The sequence below is a fragment of the Streptomyces sp. NPDC093109 genome, from assembly GCF_040701725.1.
Lineage (GTDB): Bacteria > Actinomycetota > Actinomycetes > Streptomycetales > Streptomycetaceae > Streptomyces.
In genome coordinates, this window is sequence record NZ_JBFBEZ010000022.1 from 81,344 (window position 1) to 98,410 (window position 17,067).

The 17,067-nt window shown below is 72.6% G+C and carries 19 protein-coding genes and 1 pseudogene; 12 read left to right on the forward strand and 8 right to left on the reverse strand.

Annotation, left to right across the window (positions count from 1 at the left end; genetic code table 11):
- Nucleotide 1 precedes the first annotated feature (1 nt).
- Entirely contained in the window at nucleotides 2-1,099 is a 1,098-nt protein-coding gene (locus AB0389_RS21775; protein WP_366397095.1) for an acyltransferase family protein, read from the reverse strand.
- 154 nt (nucleotides 1,100-1,253) lie between these two features.
- Entirely contained in the window at nucleotides 1,254-2,138 is an 885-nt protein-coding gene (locus tag AB0389_RS21780; RefSeq protein ID WP_366397096.1) for an SRPBCC family protein, read from the reverse strand.
- A gap of 401 nt (nucleotides 2,139-2,539) precedes the next feature.
- On the opposite strand from AB0389_RS21780, the pseudogene AB0389_RS21785 reads away from it, so the two are divergent.
- A pseudogene (locus AB0389_RS21785) lies at nucleotides 2,540-2,944 on the forward strand (hypothetical protein); the annotation flags it as partial.
- Between the two features lie 124 nt (nucleotides 2,945-3,068).
- On the opposite strand, the gene AB0389_RS21790 reads toward AB0389_RS21785, so the two are convergent.
- A complete protein-coding gene (locus AB0389_RS21790; RefSeq protein WP_366397097.1) occupies nucleotides 3,069-4,034 on the reverse strand; it encodes a M48 family metalloprotease in 966 nt (321 codons plus the stop codon).
- Nucleotides 4,031-4,405 (reverse strand): BlaI/MecI/CopY family transcriptional regulator, encoded by a 375-nt coding sequence (locus AB0389_RS21795; RefSeq protein ID WP_366397098.1) that lies wholly within the window; start codon nucleotides 4,403-4,405, stop codon nucleotides 4,031-4,033. Before AB0389_RS21795 ends, AB0389_RS21790 begins: the two co-directional genes overlap by 4 nt.
- A 114-nt stretch (nucleotides 4,406-4,519) precedes the next feature.
- On the opposite strand from AB0389_RS21795, the gene AB0389_RS21800 reads away from it, so the two are divergent.
- Genes AB0389_RS21800 through AB0389_RS21810 form a run of 3 tightly spaced genes read left to right on the forward strand, consistent with a single transcriptional unit; the run spans nucleotide 4,520 to nucleotide 6,512 of the window.
- The gene (locus AB0389_RS21800) at nucleotides 4,520-5,182 is read left to right on the forward strand and encodes a DedA family protein (RefSeq protein ID WP_366397099.1); all 663 of its coding nucleotides are present in this window, start codon (nucleotides 4,520-4,522) and stop codon (nucleotides 5,180-5,182) included.
- Nucleotides 5,179-5,799 (forward strand): phosphatase PAP2 family protein, encoded by a 621-nt coding sequence (locus AB0389_RS21805; RefSeq protein ID WP_366397100.1) that lies wholly within the window; start codon nucleotides 5,179-5,181, stop codon nucleotides 5,797-5,799. Before AB0389_RS21800 ends, AB0389_RS21805 begins: the two co-directional genes overlap by 4 nt.
- A complete protein-coding gene (locus tag AB0389_RS21810; RefSeq protein ID WP_366397101.1) occupies nucleotides 5,796-6,512 on the forward strand; it encodes a phosphatase PAP2 family protein in 717 nt (238 codons plus the stop codon). Before AB0389_RS21805 ends, AB0389_RS21810 begins: the two co-directional genes overlap by 4 nt.
- Here the strand turns inward: AB0389_RS21810 and AB0389_RS21815 are convergent.
- Entirely contained in the window at nucleotides 6,476-6,964 is a 489-nt protein-coding gene (locus AB0389_RS21815) for a GNAT family N-acetyltransferase (RefSeq protein ID WP_366397102.1), read from the reverse strand. The genes AB0389_RS21810 and AB0389_RS21815 overlap by 37 nt on opposite strands.
- Before the next feature lie 136 nt (nucleotides 6,965-7,100).
- Between AB0389_RS21815 and AB0389_RS21820 the strand changes: the two genes are divergently transcribed.
- From AB0389_RS21820 to AB0389_RS21830, 3 genes are all read left to right on the forward strand, one after another.
- Entirely contained in the window at nucleotides 7,101-7,457 is a 357-nt protein-coding gene (locus tag AB0389_RS21820; RefSeq protein ID WP_366397146.1) for a PRC-barrel domain-containing protein, read from the forward strand.
- 176 nt (nucleotides 7,458-7,633) lie between these two features.
- A complete protein-coding gene (locus AB0389_RS21825) occupies nucleotides 7,634-8,497 on the forward strand; it encodes a YhjD/YihY/BrkB family envelope integrity protein (RefSeq protein ID WP_366397103.1) in 864 nt (287 codons plus the stop codon).
- 158 nt (nucleotides 8,498-8,655) lie between these two features.
- Nucleotides 8,656-9,576 carry a DMT family transporter gene (locus AB0389_RS21830; RefSeq protein ID WP_366397104.1) on the forward strand — a complete coding sequence of 307 codons (921 nt, stop codon included), beginning with the start codon at nucleotides 8,656-8,658 and terminating at the stop codon, nucleotides 9,574-9,576.
- Between the two features lie 106 nt (nucleotides 9,577-9,682).
- Here AB0389_RS21830 and AB0389_RS21835 read toward each other — a convergent pair whose 3' ends face one another.
- The 3 genes from AB0389_RS21835 to AB0389_RS21845 are packed head-to-tail and all read right to left on the reverse strand — an operon-like array spanning nucleotide 9,683 to nucleotide 11,377.
- Nucleotides 9,683-10,138 (reverse strand): TerB family tellurite resistance protein, encoded by a 456-nt coding sequence (locus tag AB0389_RS21835; RefSeq protein WP_366397105.1) that lies wholly within the window; start codon nucleotides 10,136-10,138, stop codon nucleotides 9,683-9,685.
- 47 nt (nucleotides 10,139-10,185) lie between these two features.
- The gene (locus AB0389_RS21840) at nucleotides 10,186-10,773 is read right to left on the reverse strand and encodes a TerD family protein (RefSeq protein WP_366397106.1); all 588 of its coding nucleotides are present in this window, start codon (nucleotides 10,771-10,773) and stop codon (nucleotides 10,186-10,188) included.
- A 28-nt stretch (nucleotides 10,774-10,801) separates the two neighbouring features.
- Entirely contained in the window at nucleotides 10,802-11,377 is a 576-nt protein-coding gene (locus AB0389_RS21845) for a TerD family protein (protein ID WP_114657724.1), read from the reverse strand.
- A 218-nt stretch (nucleotides 11,378-11,595) separates the two neighbouring features.
- Here AB0389_RS21845 and AB0389_RS21850 point away from each other — a divergent pair, with 218 nt between their 5' ends.
- The 5 genes from AB0389_RS21850 to AB0389_RS21870 all read left to right on the forward strand — a co-directional run bounded on the left by AB0389_RS21850 (nucleotide 11,596) and on the right by AB0389_RS21870 (nucleotide 17,054).
- Nucleotides 11,596-12,009 (forward strand): BlaI/MecI/CopY family transcriptional regulator, encoded by a 414-nt coding sequence (locus tag AB0389_RS21850; protein WP_366397107.1) that lies wholly within the window; start codon nucleotides 11,596-11,598, stop codon nucleotides 12,007-12,009.
- Nucleotides 12,010-12,012: 3 nt separating this feature from the next.
- Complete coding sequence (locus AB0389_RS21855) at nucleotides 12,013-12,954, forward strand: M56 family metallopeptidase (protein ID WP_366397108.1); 942 nt, start codon at nucleotides 12,013-12,015, stop codon at nucleotides 12,952-12,954.
- A gap of 199 nt (nucleotides 12,955-13,153) precedes the next feature.
- Entirely contained in the window at nucleotides 13,154-14,455 is a 1,302-nt protein-coding gene (locus AB0389_RS21860) for an LCP family protein (RefSeq protein ID WP_366397147.1), read from the forward strand.
- Nucleotides 14,456-14,691: 236 nt separating this feature from the next.
- On the forward strand, nucleotides 14,692-16,026 hold the full coding sequence (locus AB0389_RS21865) for a hemolysin family protein (protein WP_366397109.1): 1,335 nt from the start codon (nucleotides 14,692-14,694) through the stop codon (nucleotides 16,024-16,026).
- Entirely contained in the window at nucleotides 16,023-17,054 is a 1,032-nt protein-coding gene (locus AB0389_RS21870) for a hemolysin family protein (protein WP_366397110.1), read from the forward strand. Before AB0389_RS21865 ends, AB0389_RS21870 begins: the two co-directional genes overlap by 4 nt.
- Nucleotides 17,055-17,067: the final 13 nt, after the last annotated feature.

Genomic DNA, 17,067 nt, shown 5'->3' on the forward strand with positions numbered 1-17,067 from the left:
GTCAGCGGCGGTCCTTCCGGAACGCCCAGGCCATCTCGGGCTCCAGGGCGAAGCGGAAGACCCGCCGGACCGGTGGGGTGCAGAGCAGTGTGACGGCCGCGGCGGCGATGACCGACACCAGGACGGCGCCGACGGGCTCGTGCACCGGGCCGGATCCGTACCAGTGCCAGGTGGACGCGCTCTGCGCGAGGAAGCCGTGCAGCAGATAGCCGCAGAGCGTGCCCGCGCCGAGCGCCGTGAACCACGTCCGGCGGCCGGGCACCCAGGCGAGGAAGCACACGGTCAGGACCAGTGAGCAGCCGAAGAGGGCGAGCGACATCAGGACGCCGGTCCACCACGGAGCGCCCAGCTCCTGCGCACTGTCCCGGTGGAAGAACCACGCCATCTCCATCCGGGTGACCGCCCAGTAGGCGAACACGACGGCGGCGGCGAAGACCGGAACGGCCGCCAGCCGCACCTCCCGGCGCCGTACGAGCCGGAAGTGCTCCGGCTTCAGCAGCAGTCCGAGCACGAAGAACGGCAGGAACTGAAGGACCCGCTGGAGATCGAGATCGTCCCCGATGTCGGGCGACACGACCGCGAGCACGGAGATCGCCAGCGCCAGCGGGAGCGGCCACCTGACCAGGCGCCAGATGGGGGCCGTCAGCCGCCAGATGAAGAGCGCGACCAGGAACCAGGTCAGGTACCACGGGTCCAGCAGGGTGATCCCCATGTCCGGATCGTCGTCGGCCCACCGGTGGAAGAGGCTGTAGGCGATCTCGAACACGACGTACGGGACGGCGATTCCGGTGATCAGCCGGCGCACCTGGCCGGGCCGGAAGTCGAAACTCCGCGAGAAATAGCCGGAGATGACGATGAACGCCGGCATGTGGAAGCTGTAGACGACGATGTAGAGCGCGGAGACCGCCCGGCTGTCGTCCCGCAGCGGCTCCCAGGAGTGTCCGACGGCGACCAGCACGATCGCCAGGAACTTCGCGTTGTCGAAGAACGCGTCACGCTTCTTGGCCGGTCCGCCGGCCGCCTCCGGCGCCGACGGCGCGGCTCCGTTCCGGTCTCCGGCCTCGATACGGCCGGGACGTTGATCAGTGATCTGCGTCATATTGCCTCCCGGAGGGAACCCGGGAACAGGGAAGCGCCTCTTAGCAAGTTCGTGGGGGAAAACCGCTCAGTACACATTCCCCGCACCCTAACGAAGCGCCCGGTGTCCCCCGCCATCCGGGCGGCCCCCCACCACCCGATTCGGCCACCCTCCGTCAGAGCCGGAGCAGCTCCGCCGCGAGGCGCTCGATCCTGGTGCGCCACGCGGCCAGCGCGGCGTCCGCGTCGAAGCCGGCCGGTCCTGTCTGGGTGAGGACGAGCCGGACGCCGTGCCCGGTGCCCTCGCCCAGCTCCCAGAGGACCGTGGTGTCCGGCTCCGCGCGGTACGTGAGGGAGTGCGGCGCCCGTACCTCGCTGACCGGTCCGGCCGCGACCCCGTCGGCGGTGAAGCCCTCCGGGGCGGGCAGCCCGGCCACCGGCTCGATGCCCGCGGACAGCGCCGCCCAGACGGCCTCGGCCGGGCGGACGAGCTGCCGCTCGAAGCGGACCCGCCGGGCGCCCGTCTCCCCCACGCTCTCCACGGTGCCCCGGTCGAGGCCGAACCGGTGGAGATACGCCTCGTGCAGCGCGCCCCTGTCCTGACCGGCCGCGGCGGGCCCGCCGTCGAGCGACCGGGCCAGCGCGGCGAGGCAGAGGTGCCAGCCCGAGGCGAAACTGGCGGCGCCCGGGAGATCCCCGAAGGTGTGGACGAGGGTGAGCAGCGAGCCGCGGCCCTCGGGGGCGACGGTCCAGCGCAGTTCGTCGCCGCCCCAGGTGAAGGCGAACAGTCGCGGCTCGTCGACCGCCGTGACCACGCCCTTCGTCGACGGGTCGCCGTCCTCGGCGCCGGGGAAGCGGAAGACGATCCGGCCGCCGGGGGCGAGGTCCAGTGCGACCTCGGCCGGGAACCAGCGCCCCAGGGCGGCGGGGTCGGTGAGCGCGGTCCAGACCCGCTCGGGCGGGTGTGCGAGCGCGCGCTCCATCCGCAGCGCGGCTCTGCCGTCCGCGGTGGTCAGGGTGGCGTCACGCGGATCCTGCGGAGGGCCGGCGGTCTCGTTCATGGTGTGTCGTCCTCGGTCGTCGCGTGGGAACGGTGTGTTCGGGGAGATGGTGTGCGCGGTGTGTTCGGGGAGATGGTGTGCCCGGCGGGCGGTGTGCCCGGGCCCGGGGCCCGGGATCCACTCGTACCACCGGCGCGGCGCGTCCCGCCGTACCCGGGCGGCGCGCGGCTCTCGTGTTTCGGCCATCCGGTCCGGGGGCCGGGGACGGAGACTGGCTGGAACCGGCCGGTGACAGGTGGTCAGCACTACCCGCATAGTTGGAACTTCGGGCACTCGGAGGCCGCTCCCCGCCGCACGGCGGGCCGGATCTGCGTGATCGCCCCGCGAGACCGCGCGACGTCACTGCAAAGCACTGCGGCCCAGGCCACCAGGCACCACAGAACGGCGCAAGGAGAGCGGCCGTGCATGACGAATTCCTGTGCCATGTCACCGCGTACGGCATCTGCGGCGGACAGCGCATCGGCGTGCCCCTGGGCACCTACCGCGCCCCTACTCTCGCCCTCGCCCTGTGGTGGTTACGGGACCGGGCGACCTGGATCGCGGAACGGCTCGATCCCAGCCCCGAGAGCAGCCGGATCCCGGTCCGGGCGCTGGCCCCGGTGGCGGAGAACGTACCGGACGTACCGGCCGTGCTGCGGGCGTGGCGGGACGACGTGGCCCATCAGGACATGATCGCGGAGCATCTGGCCGCGGGACGGCTCGTCCGGATCGCCACCCAGGACGACACCACGGAGTACGAACTGCTGGCGGAGTCCGTGGACGCGCTGCGCATGAACCGGGCGTTGCCGGTCCTGATCACCCCCGTACTCCCCGGGCCGCCAGCGCCTCGCGAGCACTCCCTCGCCGCCTCGTCGCCGGTCGCCATGTACGAGTACCCGGCGTGGGGGGACTGTCCGGCGTGGGGTGACGCCGGTTAGCGCTGTGGCCGGCTCAGCGCGGGCCCGGGTCGGCCGCCGTCTCCCCCTGGGCGATCTCGATGTGGGTGTGGAGTTCGTTCGCGGCCTGGACCGCCGCGCTGCCGGAGACCGTGAGGCAGAGCAGCAGCGCGCCGGCGACGAGCCGGCCGGTGCGCGGCAGGACCGGGCGCCCGGCCTGGCCGGTGTCCAGCAGCGCGGCGACGCGGCGCGGCACGGGGCCCGCGGTCGCCGCGAGGACCGTGCCCGGCCTGCTGGGCAGCGGCGCCTTCGTGGCCAGCGCGGCGCGGGCGATCGCGCGGGCCGCCAGCCGCCGGTCGCCGACGTCCGCGGCGGCGGCCTCGTCGGCGGCGCGCTCCAGGGCGTAGGCGAGTGGGTCGCGCAGGGCGCGCAGCGCGGGGTGGCAGAGGGCGGCGAGTTCGGCCGCGACGAGCAGGAGGTGGTGCCGGCCGCGCAGATGCGCGCGTTCGTGGGCGAAGAGGGCCTCGCGCTCGGCGGGTTCCAGGGCGCGCAGCATGCCGGTGGTGACGACGATCCGGCCGGGGCGTCCGGGCAGCGCGTACGCGTCGGGCCGGTCGTCGCGCACCACGGCCAGCTCGTCCGCCGTGCTTCCGGTGACGGCCCTGGCCCGGCGGAGTTCGGTCCGGTCGCGCAGTGCGGTGGCGGCGAGCCGGGGCGCGCGCCAGAGCAGCAGCCCGCCGGCGGCCAGCGCGAGCGCGACGGAGACGGCGGGCGGTCCCACCGTCAGCGGCTCGGCGAGATCGCCGAGGACGGCGACGGCGGGCAGGTACGAGGCGCCGGGCACCACGAGCAGCGCCAGCGCGGCGGAGCTGCTGGCGGCGAGCGTGAGCGCGACGGCGGCGAGCAGCCAGGCGGCGTGCCGGGGCGCGAGGGCGGCGGCGACCCGGCGTGCGGCGGGCACCGCGAGGAACGGCGTCAGGAGCGGCACCCAGACGAGCGGCACCCAGACGAGGAGGCTCACCGGATCTCACCGCCGTCCAGCAGCGAGCGCAGCAGCGCCTCGTCCTCGTCGTTGAGCTGGGAGACGAAGCGGGCCAGCACGGCGCCGCGGTCCTCGTCCTTCGCCAGCTCGGTGTGCATCCGGCGGGCGGTGAGCCCGGGGGCGTCCTCGGTCGGGCTGTACGCGTAGCCCCGGCCGGCCCTGACGCGGCTGACGCTGCCCTTCTCGTACAGCCGCGACAGGATGGTGGTGACCGTGGTGCGGGCGAGCGACACACCGAGCGCGCGCTGGACCTGGCCGGGTGTGAGCGGCTCGCCGGCCGTCCACAGAGCCGCCAGCACACCGGCTTCCAGCTCCCCCGCCGGCCGCCGCTCCGCGCTCTCGTCCCTCATGGGAACGTCCCTCCCGTTTCCTTCGTCTACAGTGACGTAGACCGTCTACAGAACTGTAGTCAATCAGATCGTCAGGCAGGTTTCCCCTGCCACCATTATGGGAGCAGCCTTCATATGGCCGTATCCGCGCTCGCGGCGCTGCCGCTCGCCGTGAATCCCCTCGACGCCGGCTCACTGCTCTCCTCCTTCGGCGCCCTGGGCATCGCCGTCGTCCTCTTCGCCGAGACGGGCCTGCTGATCGGGTTCTTCCTCCCCGGCGACTCCCTGCTCTTCACCGCCGGGCTGCTCTGCGTCCCGGGCATCAGGGGCGCGGTGCACCTCTCGCTCCCGCAGGTGCTGCTCGCGGCGCTGGCCGGTGCCCTGCTGGGGGCGCAGACCGGTTTCTGGATCGGGCGGCGCGGCGGCCGGGCGCTGCTGGCGCGCGGGCGCTCGCGCAAGCTCAAGGAGGGCGCGGCCCGCGCGGAGGAGCTTCTCGAACGGTACGGGCACGGCCGGGCCATCGTGCTCGCCCGCTTCGTCCCCGTCGTGCGTACCGTGCTCAACCCGCTGGCCGGGGCGCTGAACGTGCCGGCCAGGGTCTTCACGCTCTGGCAGATCGCCGGCGGCGCGCTCTGGACGGTCGGGCTCGTGCTCGCCGGGTACGCGCTGGGCTCCTCCGTACCGAACGTGGACCGTTATCTGCTGCCCATCGTCGCGCTGGTCGTGATCGTCTCGCTGATTCCCCTGGCGCTGGAGCTGCTGCGCTCGCGCCGCGCCGCCGAAGGAGGCTCCCGTTGACGACACCGGTGCACTGGTTCGACGACGGCCTGTACACCTCGGTCACCGGGCTGGCCCACCGCTCCCCCGGCTGGCTGGACACGGCCGTCTCCCTCTGGTCGACGTACGGGCTCGCCCTGTTCGGGGCCCTGCTGCTGGCCGCGTGGTGGCGCGCCCGGCGCCCCGGCCCGGCCGCGCGGGAGGCGTCCGGCGCGGCGCCGGCCGTACTGGCGCTGGCCGCGCCGCTGGTGGTGCTCCTGGCCTTCGCCGTCAGTACGGGCCTCAAGTCGCTGCTGCGCGAGCAGCGTCCCTGCCGGACCCTGCACACGGTCACGGTGGAGGCGTGTCCGGCGCTCGGCGACTGGTCGCTGCCCTCCAACCACGCCGTCATCGCGGCCGCCGCGGCCGTCGCGCTGCTCTTCACCGACCGCCGGCTGGCGGCCGTCGCCGTACCGGCGGCGCTGCTGATGGCGGCGTCGCGGGTATGGGTCGGGGCGCACTATCCGCACGACGTGGTTCTCGGCCTGGTGGTGGGGGCGCTCGCCGCGGGCGCCCTGATGACCGCCGCGCGCCGGGCCGCGCCCCGCGCCGGCCGGCTGCGGGAGACCCGGCTTCGCCCGCTGGTCGTCAGGCGGTGAGCGGCTCTCCGCCCCCGGCGCGCGGGGCCGGCCGTATATCCGCCGCGCCCACGCCCCGGCGCGGCCGGCGGACCCTGCCGGCCGCCGTCACCGTGCTCTGCGCGGGGGCCTTCGCGCTGCTGGCCGTTCTCGTGAGCGGCCGGCACGGCGCGCCCTTCCCGCTGGACCGCGACGCGCTCGACTGGTCGTTGCGGCACCGCCCTGGCGGCTGGGCGAGCGCGGCCCGGGCGGTCACCGACACGGGCACCGGCGTCTTCCCGTACGCGTGCGCCGTGCTGACTGGCCTGTCGGCGGGCCGCACCGCCCGGCAGCGGCTGGGCGGCGCGGCCGGCGCGCTGGCGTTCCTCCTGGCGGGACAGGCGCTGCGGTACGGGGTGATGAGCGCCCTCGCCCGGCCCCGGCCGCCGGTGGCCGACTGGGCGACGTCCGCCTCCGCCTTCTCCTTCCCCTCCGGCCACGCCACGACCTCGGCGCTGATGGCGGGCCTGCTGGTCTGGGGCGTGGCACGCCGGGGCCGTACGGTCCTGACGTACGCGCTGTGCGCGCTCGTCGTCTGCTGGGCCGTCGCGGTGGGGCTGACCCGGATCTATCTCGGGGTGCACTGGGCCACGGATGTCCTCGGCGGCTGGCTGTTCGCCGGTGCCTGGATCGGGCTCTGCGCGGTGCTGATCGGACCTCAGAGCCTCAAGTGGAGGATGCACAGGCCGACATAGCCCTCGGTGGGGTGGCGGAAGCCCTCGGGGAGGACTCCGATGACCTCGAAACCGAGCGCCTCGTACAGCTTCAGCGCGTTCGTGTTGGTCTCCACGACCGCGTTGAACTGCATCGCGCGGTATCCGGCCGTGCGGGCCCAGTCGATGGAGTACTCGCAGAGCGCCCGGCCCACGCCGCGTCCCGAGTGTGCCGGGTCGACCATGTAGCTGGCGCCGGCGATGTGCGAGCCGTTGCCCTGATGGTTCCGGTTCATCTTGGCCGTACCCAGCACGGTGCCGGCGTCGTCGACCGCGACGACCGTGCGGTCCGGCGGGGCCTGCGTCCACAGGTCCCGGGCGGCGCTCTCACTCAGCCCGGACGGGTAGGTGAAGGTCTCTCCGGCAGTGACGATCTGCCGGAAGAACGGCCAGATGGCGGGCCAGTCCCCGGGGGTGGCTTCTCTGATCAGCATCCGGCCAGGATGCCCGTAAGGACCCGGCACCACCAGTGGTTTTCCCGTCCGTGGAGCGCCTTCCCGGGCCCGCGCCGCGCGCCCGGTACTGTCCGGGAAAATACCGGGCGAAGTGGATGAAGAGGGCGGACAGCGCATGTTCGAGGCCGAGGACATCCGGGAGTGGCGGGGCCACGATGTGGTCGACACCGCGAAGAAGAAGATCGGTTCGCTGGAGTCCGTGTATGTCGATACGGCGACGGACTCGCCCTCGTTCGCCACGGTCACGGTCGGGCTGCCCACCCAGCGACGGCTGATCTTCGTCCCGCTGGGCGGCGCCACCGTGGGGCCCGGCTATCTGAAGGTCGTCTGGGACAAGAGCCTGGCCAGGGACGCCCCGTCGATCGCTCTCGACGGAGAGCTGCTTGCCACAGACGAACCGGCGGTCTTCGCGCACTACGGCCTGCCCTACGCGACCGGCGCGAACGGCGAACGGCGGCTGGGCCGGCGCTGACCGGACCGCCGGGCGGGCGTGGCGTGCGGCGGTCGCCGCGTGGCGCGGGGCGCGGGGCGCGTGGCTGAAATCCGTCTTCCGCCAATCCGCGATTCCGTCCATCCGCCGCCGACCGCGCCGGGGCCATCCGGGGGCGGTTCCCCGGGACGGAGCGCGCGCCGGGGTACACACGACTCATGACCCGAACGCGTTCCGGTGTACGGCGCCGGATCCACGAGGCCGTGGTTCCGCCCGTCGTCCTGCTCTGGAGCCGGGGGCGGCGGATGGAGCTGATGCACCGGGCGATGAGCTTCGCGGCGCTCGGCTTCCTGACCCTGGTGCCGCTGCTGATCCTCGTCGCCGCGGCGGACCCGGCGAGCGGCCAGGGGTTCGCCCGCTGGCTGGGACAGGGGCTCGGCGTCTCCGGCTCGTCGCAGCAGGAGATCCAGCAGCTGTTCGGCAGACCGGGCACGGCGCTGCAACGGACCACGGCGTTCGGTCTGGCCGCGCTGGCCGCGTTCGGTCTGACCTTCGGGGGCGCGGTGCAGACCGGATACGAGCGGGTGTGGGAGCTGCCGACGGCCCGCTGGCACACCATGTGGCGGCATGTGCTGTGGCTGGCGGTCCTCGTCGCCTTTCTGGTCATCTTCGTGAACACACCGGTCACCTCCCACTCCACGATCGTGCTGGTGCTCGGCACGGTGGGCGATCTGGTCCTGACGTTCCTCTTCTTCTGGTGGTCCCAGCGCATGCTGCTGGGGGGCCGGGTCCGCTGGGGGGCGCTGCTGCCTGGGGCGGTCGCGATCGCGCTGGGGCTGCTCGGGCTGCGGGTGTTCTCGCGGGTCGTCTTCTCCCCGCTGATCGCCTCGAACGCCGTCACCTACGGCCCGTTCGGCACGGTGCTGGTCCTTCAGTCCTGGCTGGTCGGGGTGGGGTTCGTGGTGTACGGCGGGGCGCTGGTGGGGCGTCAGTGCCACGAGTACCGCACCCGGCTGCGGCTGCGCCACCGGCTCGCGGAGGAGGCCGGGCCCGGCCCGGACGGCGGTGCCGGGGAACTCTGAGCGGCGGTGCCGCGGGCCGCTGAGCGGCGGTCCGCCGGCATCGGGTGCGACCGGCGGCTTCCCGGGCGGAGCGTTCGCGGGTACGGTGATCGCTCCCCGCGCGAGCCGCCGCCGTCTCCGCCGCCCTTACCCCTCGCGCCCGCTGGAGACCGTCCCCGATGTCGTCGCTCGCCGCCTCCTCCGTACCCCTGCCCGTACCGCGCCGGGCCTGGTCGACCGATCTGCCGGTGCTGCTGGTCGCGGTGGTCTGGGGCGCCAGCTATCTGACCGCGAAGGGCATCACCACGGGCTCCACGGTGCTCGCCGTGCTCGTACTGCGCTTCGGAGTGGTGCTGCCCGTACTGGTGATCGCCGGGTGGCGCGGGCTGCGGTCGCTCCGTACGGCGCAGTGGCGGGGCGCCGGGATACTCGGGCTGATCCTGAGCGGGATCTTCCTGCTGGAGACGTACGGTGTCGTACACACGTCCGCGACCAATGCCGGACTGATCATCAGTCTGACCATGATCTTCACTCCGCTCGCGGAGGCCGCCGTCACCCGGGTCAGGCCGCCCGCGTCGTTCGTCGCGGCGGCCGGTCTTTCGGTCGCGGGGGTGGTGCTGCTGACCCAGAGCGGCGGATTCACCACGCCCTCGGTGGGCGATCTGCTGATGCTGCTGGCCGCGCTGGCCCGTACCGCGCATGTGCTGCTCATGTCCCGGAGCCGGGCCGTGCGGGGCGCGGACTCGCTGTCGCTGACGACCGTGCAGCTCGGCTCCGCCGTCGCGGTGTTCGCGGTGCTGGCCGCGCTGCCCGGCACCGGCCCCGCGCCGTGGACGGTGGCCGCCGGGTTCGGGGCCCGGGAGTGGGCGGCGCTGCTCTTCCTGGCGGTGTTCTGCACGCTGGCCGCGTTCGCCGTCCAGATGTGGGCGGTCCGCCGCACCTCGCCGTCCCGGGTCAGCCTGCTGCTGGGTACGGAGCCGCTGTGGGCGGCGGCGGTCGGGATCACGATCGGCGGCGAGCGTCTCGGCATGGCCGGGCTGCTCGGCGCCGTACTCGTCCTGGCGGGCACGTCCTGGGGCCGGCGGGCCGCCGGCCACTGAACGCCGCCGGCCACTGAGACGGCCGGAGCCGTACGGGCGTGCGCCAACACCTGCCGCACACCGGCACGTCCCCGGCCCGGTTGATCAGAAGCCGGTCAGAAGCCGGTCAGAGGTCGAACTCGGTCGGCGCGATACCGACCGCGAAGCACGCCTCGCGGACGACCGCGCGCTCGCTCGCGTCGAAGTCGCCGTCGGCGCCGCCGATGACGATGCCGATCTGGATGACCGCGCGGGCCTCGGTGGGCTTCTTGGAGACTTTGCCGATGGTCTGGAGGATGGCGACCTTGCCAAAGTCGAAGTCGGCCGTCAGCTTCTGGCAGTAGTCGTTGAACCGCGTCTGCAGATCCTCCGCGGGGAAGTTCTGGAGCACGTCGTTGGTCATGATCAGCGCGGCGACGCGCTGCCGCTCCGACGCGTCGATGGACCCGTCGGCGGCGGCGACGAGCGCGCACATGGCCATGCTCGCGTCCCGGAACGCCCCGCTCTTGAGGTCGTTCTTCTTCGCGTTGAGCTGCGTCTGCATCGACGTAGCCGAATCCTTGATGCGGTCCCACAGGGCCACGTGAAGTCTCCTGAATCTGGTAAGGAATCCGGAATCGGTCCGGAAAATCAGAGGTGCGGGGTCACCGAGGGCATCAGGTCCTGGAAGGTACGGCCCTCGGCGGGCACGCCGATGGCGGTCATCTGCCAGCCGCCGCCCTCGCCGCGGAACACCTTGGCCATGATCTGGGCGGTGTACGCGCCGCCGCCGGTGAGGGTGTGACGGGCCAGTTCCTCGCCGGTGGTCTCGTCGACCAGCCGGCAGAAGGCGTTCTCGATGTCCTCGAAGGTCTGGCCGGTGAACGAGTTCACGGTGAAGACGATCTGGTCGACATGGACGGGCACCCGGGTGAGGTCCACCACGATCGACTCGTCGTCGCCGCCCTCGCCCGCGCCGCCGACCCGGTTGTCCCCGGTGTGCTGCACCGAACCGTCGTCGCTGGTCAGATGCTGGAAGAAGACCACATCCACGGCCTCCTTGCCGGCGAAGAGCAGCGCCGAGGCATCCAGGTCGATCTCCGGCGGCGCGGTCAGCCGGGCGAAGAACCCCTTGCGTACGGCCTGCTTCCAGCCCAGTCCCATCCGGACGACGGTGAGTTCACCCCCGCCGGTCTTGGTCAGGCTGATCCGCTGGCCCTTGGCGAGATTGACGCTCATCGTTGGCTCCTGAAGGTGGTGACGGGTCTCAGACGTTCACACCGTAGTCGGACGCGATCCCCGCGAGTCCGGACGCGTAACCCTGGCCGATGGCACGGAACTTCCACTCCGCGCCGTTGCGGTACAGCTCTCCGAAGACCATCGCGGTCTCGGTCGAGGCGTCCTCGCTGAGGTCGTAGCGCGCGAGTTCGGCGCCGCCCGCCTGGTTGACGACGCGGATGTACGCGTTGCGGACCTGGCCGAAGCTCTGGCCGCGGGACTCGGCGTCGTGGATCGACACCGGGAAGACGATCTTGGCGATGTCCGCGGGGACGGCGGAGAGGTCGACCTTGACGGTCTCGTCGTCGCCCTCGCCCTCGCCCGTCAGGTTGTCGCCGGTGTGCTCCACCGAACCGTCCGGGCTCCGGAGGTTGTTGTAGAAGACGAAGTGCTGGTCCGAGACGACCTTGCCCGAGCCGTCGCACAGCAGGGCGCTGGCGTCCAGGTCGTGGTCCGCCCCGGTGGTGGTCCTGACGTCCCAGCCGAGCGCGACCAGAACGGCGGTCAGACCGGGCGCCTCCTTGCTCAGCGAGACATTGCCGCCCTTGGCGAGGCTCACACCCATGTTGCTTCCTTCCGTCCGTCCTGAGCCGGACACGCCGGACGTCCGGCGTGCGCGGGATGCCTGATGACATCGGCTCAAATCTACAACACTGTAGAAATTGGCTGTCGTGAAGGTGCGAAGCCGCCACGGCGCTGCCCGAAATGCGCCGCCGCCGCGCCTGGTTAGGATGCCCCGGCGCCAGGGCGGCTGGGGCGGCAGCGTGGGAGGAGGCCACTTTCGTGGTCGGGAACAGAGAAGACCGGGACCGGACGTCCCCTGCCCGCAGACGCGGCCAGGGCCAGCTGGAGTCCCAGGTGCTGGCGATCCTGGGGTCGGCGACCGCGCCCGTGGCGGCGACCTGGGTGCAGGAGCGGCTGGACGGGAAGCTGGCGTACACCACGGTGATCACCATCCTCACCCGGCTCCTCGACAAACAGGCCGTGACCCGCAGCCGGTCGGGCCGCTCCTTCCTGTGGACCCCGGTGGCGGACGAGGCGGGCCTGACGGCGCTGCGCATGCGCCGGCTGCTCGACGAGCGGGACGACCGCGACGCGGTGCTGTCCAGCTTCGTGTCGGCGCTGTCTCCGCACGACGAACAGGTGCTCAGGGCGCTGCTCAGGGATGCCGGTCCCGTGACCGGCGGGGAGAGTTGACCCATGGGCGTCTTCGTCTTCCTGCCGCTGGTCCTCCCGCTGACCGCGCTGCCGATCGCCCGGCTGGCCGAGCAGCATCTCCATCCGCGCGGCGCCGCCCTGCTGCTGACCTTCGTCAGCGCGGTCCTGGCGGCGTGCAGCACGTTCTGTCTCGCCTTACTGATGGTGGTGGGCACCGCGCAGCTGCCCGGGAATCCGCTGCCGGACAGCTGGTCCGACCCGGAGGTGCGGGACGCCGTGCCGTACGACGAGGTAGCGGGCAAGACCGCGATCGTGGCGCTGGCCGCGGTCGTCGTGGCGTGCGCGCACACCGTACGGCGGCATGTCCGCTTCCGCTCCCGCGCCCATCGCGCGCTGGCCGGGCTGCCGGCGGACGAGGTGGCCGTGCTGGACGACGGGCTGCCGTACGCGTACGCGCTGCCCGGGTCGCCCGGCCGGATCGTGGTCTCGGCGGGGATGCTGTCGTGTCTGAACGCAGCGGAGCGCGAGGCGCTGCTCGCCCACGAACGCGCCCATCTGACCGGCCGTCACCACCTGCTGCTGCTCGCCGCGCGGCTGGCCGGGTGCGCGAATCCGTTTCTGCTGCCGCTGCGGGCCGCGATCGCCTACTCCACCGAGCGCTGGGCCGACGAGGCGGCGGCGCAGGCCACCGGCGACCGGCGGACGACGGCACGCGCGGTCGGCAAGGCCGCGCTCTTCGCGCGCCCGGCGCCGCCCCTGACACCGCCGCCGGGGATGGCCGCCTTCGCCGCGGCGGGGCCTGTGCCGCGCCGGGTGGCCGCGCTGCTCGGTCCCGTACCGCCGCGCAGGAACTGGCCGCCCGCGCTGACCCGGGCGGGGATCGCCGCCTATGTCGCCGCCGCCGGTACGGCCGCGTCGACCATGTCCGCGCTGAACTCCGCCGCCGCGCTCTTCCTGATCCTCGAAGCGGCGACGCCCCTGTAGCGGCCCGCCTCCGTCCCGCGTCGACTTCTACAAACCTGTAGAAGCAGTAGAGTGCACGGATCGCATCCGGCGATGCAGGTCACGGAGGAACAGCGTGGGCAGGGAATCCAGGGGACGGCGCGGCCGCGCGTCCGGTACGAGTCATCGCGTGGACCGCCGGGCGGGCGGGACGAGACTGACCCGGCGCGGCCGAATAGCCATCTGGACCGGCGGCGCGCTGGCCGTCGTGCTGCTCGGGGTGTCCGGGGCCGCCGCCTGGGTCTACCAGAGCCTGGACGGCAATATCCACGGCGCGGACGTCGACGGGAAGATCGGCGAGAACCGGCCGGTCAACTCGAGTCCCGGCTCCAAGAACATCCTCGTCGTCGGCTCCGACTCCCGCGACGGCGACAACGGCAAGTACGGCAAGGGCCTGGAGACCATGCAGTCGGACACGCTGATGGTGCTGCATCTGGCCGCCGACCGGAAATGGGCCACGGTCGTCTCGCTCCCCCGCGACTCGTGGGTGAACATCCCCTCCTGCGACCGGGGGAACGGCACCACGTCCGACCCGCACCACTTCAAGATCAACGAGGCGTTCGCCATCGGCGGTACGAGCGGCGAGGTCGCCGGCGCCGCCGCCTGCACCATCCGGACGGTCGAGCAGAACACCGGCCTGCGGATCGACCACTTCATGTCGGTCGACTTCCAGGGCTTCAAGGGCATGGTGAACGCACTGGACGGCATCGAGGTCTGCCCGGAGCAGGCGATCCACGACAAGAAGGCCCATCTCGATCTGGAGGCCGGCTGCCAGACGGTCAAGGACGAGAAGGCCCTCGGGTACGTACGGACCCGCTACAGCCTGGGCGACGGCTCGGACCTGGGGCGCATCGGCCGCCAGCAGGAGTTCATGGAGGCGCTGGCCGCCAAGGCGCAGCAGAAGCTGACCAGCCCGGGCGCGCTGTACGGCTTCCTGGACTCCGCGACCAAGTCCCTGACCACGGACAGCGAGATCGCCGGGATCAAGCCGCTCACGGCGCTCGCCAACGAGATCAAGAGCGTGCCGAGCAACCGGCTGACGTTCCTGACCGTGCCGAACTACCCGCGCGAGGCCGATGTGCCGACCGACAAGGCGAACATCGTCTGGCAGTACCCGCAGGCGTCCGAGCTGTTCACCGCGCTGGCCGGTGACCGGGAGATCAACAAGGAGAAGCTGGAGGCCGACGCCGAGAACCCGGTGTACGCCCACACGGTGAAGGTGCGCGTCCTCAACGGGACCGGGGTCTCGGGGCGGGCCGCGAAGGTCGCCGACGAGCTCAAGACGGCCGGATTCACCGTCACGGAGGTCGGCAACGCGCCGGAGAACACCCAGCGGACCACGGTCGGCTATCCGCAGGGCCAGGAGGAGCCCGCCCAGGTGCTGGCCACCCGGGTGCCGGACAGCACGGCGCGGGCCGACGCGACCGCGACGCCGGGGGTGGTGACGCTGACCGTCGGCCAGGACTACGACGGGGTCCGCTGAGGACGACGGGGTCCGCCGAGGCCGTCGCGGGGAGCGTCGCGATGGCGGATTCTCGCCACCCCATTGCACTGCTTTGCGATTCCTTTACTATTGATGGACGGGGCGCCCGCCCCGTCCTGAACATCCGACGCAGGAATCCCCCGATCCAAAGAAGGAGCTGCTCCCGCAATGGGTGAGCCTCCCAGTACGAGCCGTGCCGTCCCCGTCCCGTCGAACCATGGGCCGGAGGCGGCACGGTGACCGAAGTGCTCCTGCTGCTCGCCGCCCTCGCGCTCACCCTCGCCTGTGCGGTGTTCGTCGCGGCCGAGTTCTCCCTCACCACCGTCGAGCGCGGCGCGCTGGAGCGGGCCGCGGCGGCCGGTGAGCGTGGCGCGGCCGGCGCGCTGGAGGCGGCCAAGCGGCTGACCTTCCAGCTCTCCGGCGCCCAGCTCGGCATCACGGTGACCTCGCTGGTCATCGGCATGCTGGCCGAGCCGTCCCTGGCCGTTCTGCTGCGCGGCCCGCTGACGGCCACCGGGCTGCCGGACGGCGCGGTCTCCCCGCTCGCCACCCTGTTCGGTGTCGCGCTCTCCACCGTGGTGCTGATGGTGGTCGGTGAGCTGGTCCCCAAGAACTGGGCGATCTCCAGCCCGCTCGCCGTCGCCAAGGTCGTGGCGGGGCCGCAGCGCGCCTTCACGGCCGCCTTCGGCCCGCTCATCCGGCATCTGAACAACACGGCGAACCGGCTGCTCCGGCGCTTCGGGCTGGAGCCCGCCGAGGAGCTGGCGTCGGCCCGTACCCCCGAGGAGCTCGTCGCCCTGGCGCGGCACTCCGCGCGGGAGGGCGCCATCGAGGCGGACTCCGCCGAGCTGTTCGTCCGTACGCTGCATCTGGCCGAGCTGACCGCGGAGAACGTGATGACGCCGCGGGTCGACGTCAAGGCCCTGGAGGCCCACGCCACGGCCGCCGACGCGGCCGTGCTGACGCTGGCCACCGGCCTGTCCCGCTTCCCGGTCTACCGGGACAGCCTGGACGAGGTCATCGGCACCGTCCATATCCGGGACGTGCTGGCCCTGGACGAGTCGCTGCGTGCCCGCACCCCCGTCACCGAGCTGACGACGAGCCCACTGCTCGTACCCGACTCGCTGCCGGTGGACCGGCTGCTGCGGCGGCTGCGGGACGCGCGGACGATGGCCGTGGTCATCGACGAGTACGGCGGCACGGCCGGGGTCGCGACCATGGAGGACATCGTCGAGGAGGTCGTCGGCGAGGTCAGGGACGAGCACGACCCGGACGAGACCCCCGGGCTCGCCCCGGGCGAGCCCGCCGCGGACGGCCGCCTCTTCTGGGAGGCCGACGGCTCGCTGCGGCTCGACCAGCTGGAGGAGATCGGCTTCGACGCGCCGGCGGGCCCGTACGAGACGCTCGCGGGGCTGCTCGCGACGCGGCTGGAGCGGCTGCCCGTGGCGGACGACACCCTGGAGATCGAGGGCTGGCGGTTCGCCGTCCTGCGGATCGACCACCACCGGGCCGACCGGGTCGGGATCACCGCGCCCGCCCTGGCCGCCCAGCTCTCCGAGGACGCCCGATGACCGGCCTTCAGCTCGCCATCGGCGCGCTCACCCTGTTCACCAACGCGTTCTTCGTCGGTGCCGAGTTCGCCCTGATCTCCGTACGGCGCAGCCAGATCGAGCCGCTGGCGGTCAAGGGCAGCCGGCGCGCGAAGAGCACCCTGTGGGGGCTGCGCCATCTGTCGGCGGCGATGGCCACGGCCCAGCTCGGTATCACCATCTCCTCGCTGGTGCTGGGCGCCGTCGCCGAACCGGCGATCGCGCATCTGCTGGAGCCGCCCTTCGAGGCGATCGGGGTGCCCGAGGCGCTGATCCATCCGATCGCGTTCGTCATCGCGCTGACCCTGGCGACGTATCTGCACATGCTGATCGGCGAGATGGTGCCGAAGAACATCGCGCTCGCCGCACCGGCCCCCACGGCGCTGGCGCTGGCGCCCGCGCTGGTCGCGCTGACCCGGGCGCTGCGGCCGGCGATCTTCGGGATCAACGCGTTCGCCAACGCGATCCTGCGGCTGCTGAAGGTCGAGCCCAAGGACGAGGTCGCCTCGGTGTTCACCGATGACGAACTGGTCCGGCTGGTCGCGGACTCCAGCGAGGCGGGGCTGCTCGACCCGGCGGACGGCGAGCGGCTGCGGGACGCCCTGGAGCTGGGCACCCGCCCGGCGGGCGAGGTGATGGTGCCGCTCGGCCGGACGGTCACCGTCGGCCATACGACCACTCCTGAGCAGCTGGAGCGGGCCGCCGTGTCGTCCGGTTTCTCTCGGCTGCCGGTCACCGGTCCCGACGACACGATCCTGGGCTATCTGCACATCAAGGACGCGCTCGGCGCCGCCGACCGGACGCGGCCCTTCCCGCGCGGCTCGCTGCACACGGTCATCCGGGTGGAGATCGACACCCCGCTCGACGACACGATGACGGCGATGCGCGCCGCCGGGACGCATCTCGCCGCCGTCACGGGCGACCGGGGGACCGTCATCGGCTTCGTCACCATGGAGGACGTCCTGGAGGAGCTGGTGGGACCCGCCGCCGGCGCACCGGCCAGGACATAACCGCCCGGAAGTA

Excerpts from the sequence above, each read along its gene's own strand:
- AB0389_RS21775 (WP_366397095.1), bottom strand. The coding sequence starts at position 1,099 with ATGACGCAGATCACTGATCAACGTCCCGGCCGTATCGAGGCCGGAGAC.
- AB0389_RS21780 (WP_366397096.1), bottom strand. The coding sequence starts at position 2,138 with ATGAACGAGACCGCCGGCCCTCCGCAGGATCCGCGTGACGCCACCCTG.
- AB0389_RS21795 (WP_366397098.1), bottom strand. The coding sequence starts at position 4,405 with ATGAGGGACGAGAGCGCGGAGCGGCGGCCGGCGGGGGAGCTGGAAGCC.
- AB0389_RS21800 (WP_366397099.1), top strand. The coding sequence starts at position 4,520 with ATGGCCGTATCCGCGCTCGCGGCGCTGCCGCTCGCCGTGAATCCCCTC.
- AB0389_RS21815 (WP_366397102.1), bottom strand. The coding sequence starts at position 6,964 with ATGCTGATCAGAGAAGCCACCCCCGGGGACTGGCCCGCCATCTGGCCG.
- AB0389_RS21820 (WP_366397146.1), top strand. The coding sequence starts at position 7,101 with ATGTTCGAGGCCGAGGACATCCGGGAGTGGCGGGGCCACGATGTGGTC.
- AB0389_RS21825 (WP_366397103.1), top strand. The coding sequence starts at position 7,634 with ATGACCCGAACGCGTTCCGGTGTACGGCGCCGGATCCACGAGGCCGTG.
- AB0389_RS21830 (WP_366397104.1), top strand. The coding sequence starts at position 8,656 with ATGTCGTCGCTCGCCGCCTCCTCCGTACCCCTGCCCGTACCGCGCCGG.
- AB0389_RS21840 (WP_366397106.1), bottom strand. The coding sequence starts at position 10,773 with ATGAGCGTCAATCTCGCCAAGGGCCAGCGGATCAGCCTGACCAAGACC.
- AB0389_RS21845 (WP_114657724.1), bottom strand. The coding sequence starts at position 11,377 with ATGGGTGTGAGCCTCGCCAAGGGCGGCAATGTCTCGCTGAGCAAGGAG.
- AB0389_RS21855 (WP_366397108.1), top strand. The coding sequence starts at position 12,013 with ATGGGCGTCTTCGTCTTCCTGCCGCTGGTCCTCCCGCTGACCGCGCTG.
- AB0389_RS21870 (WP_366397110.1), top strand. The coding sequence starts at position 16,023 with ATGACCGGCCTTCAGCTCGCCATCGGCGCGCTCACCCTGTTCACCAAC.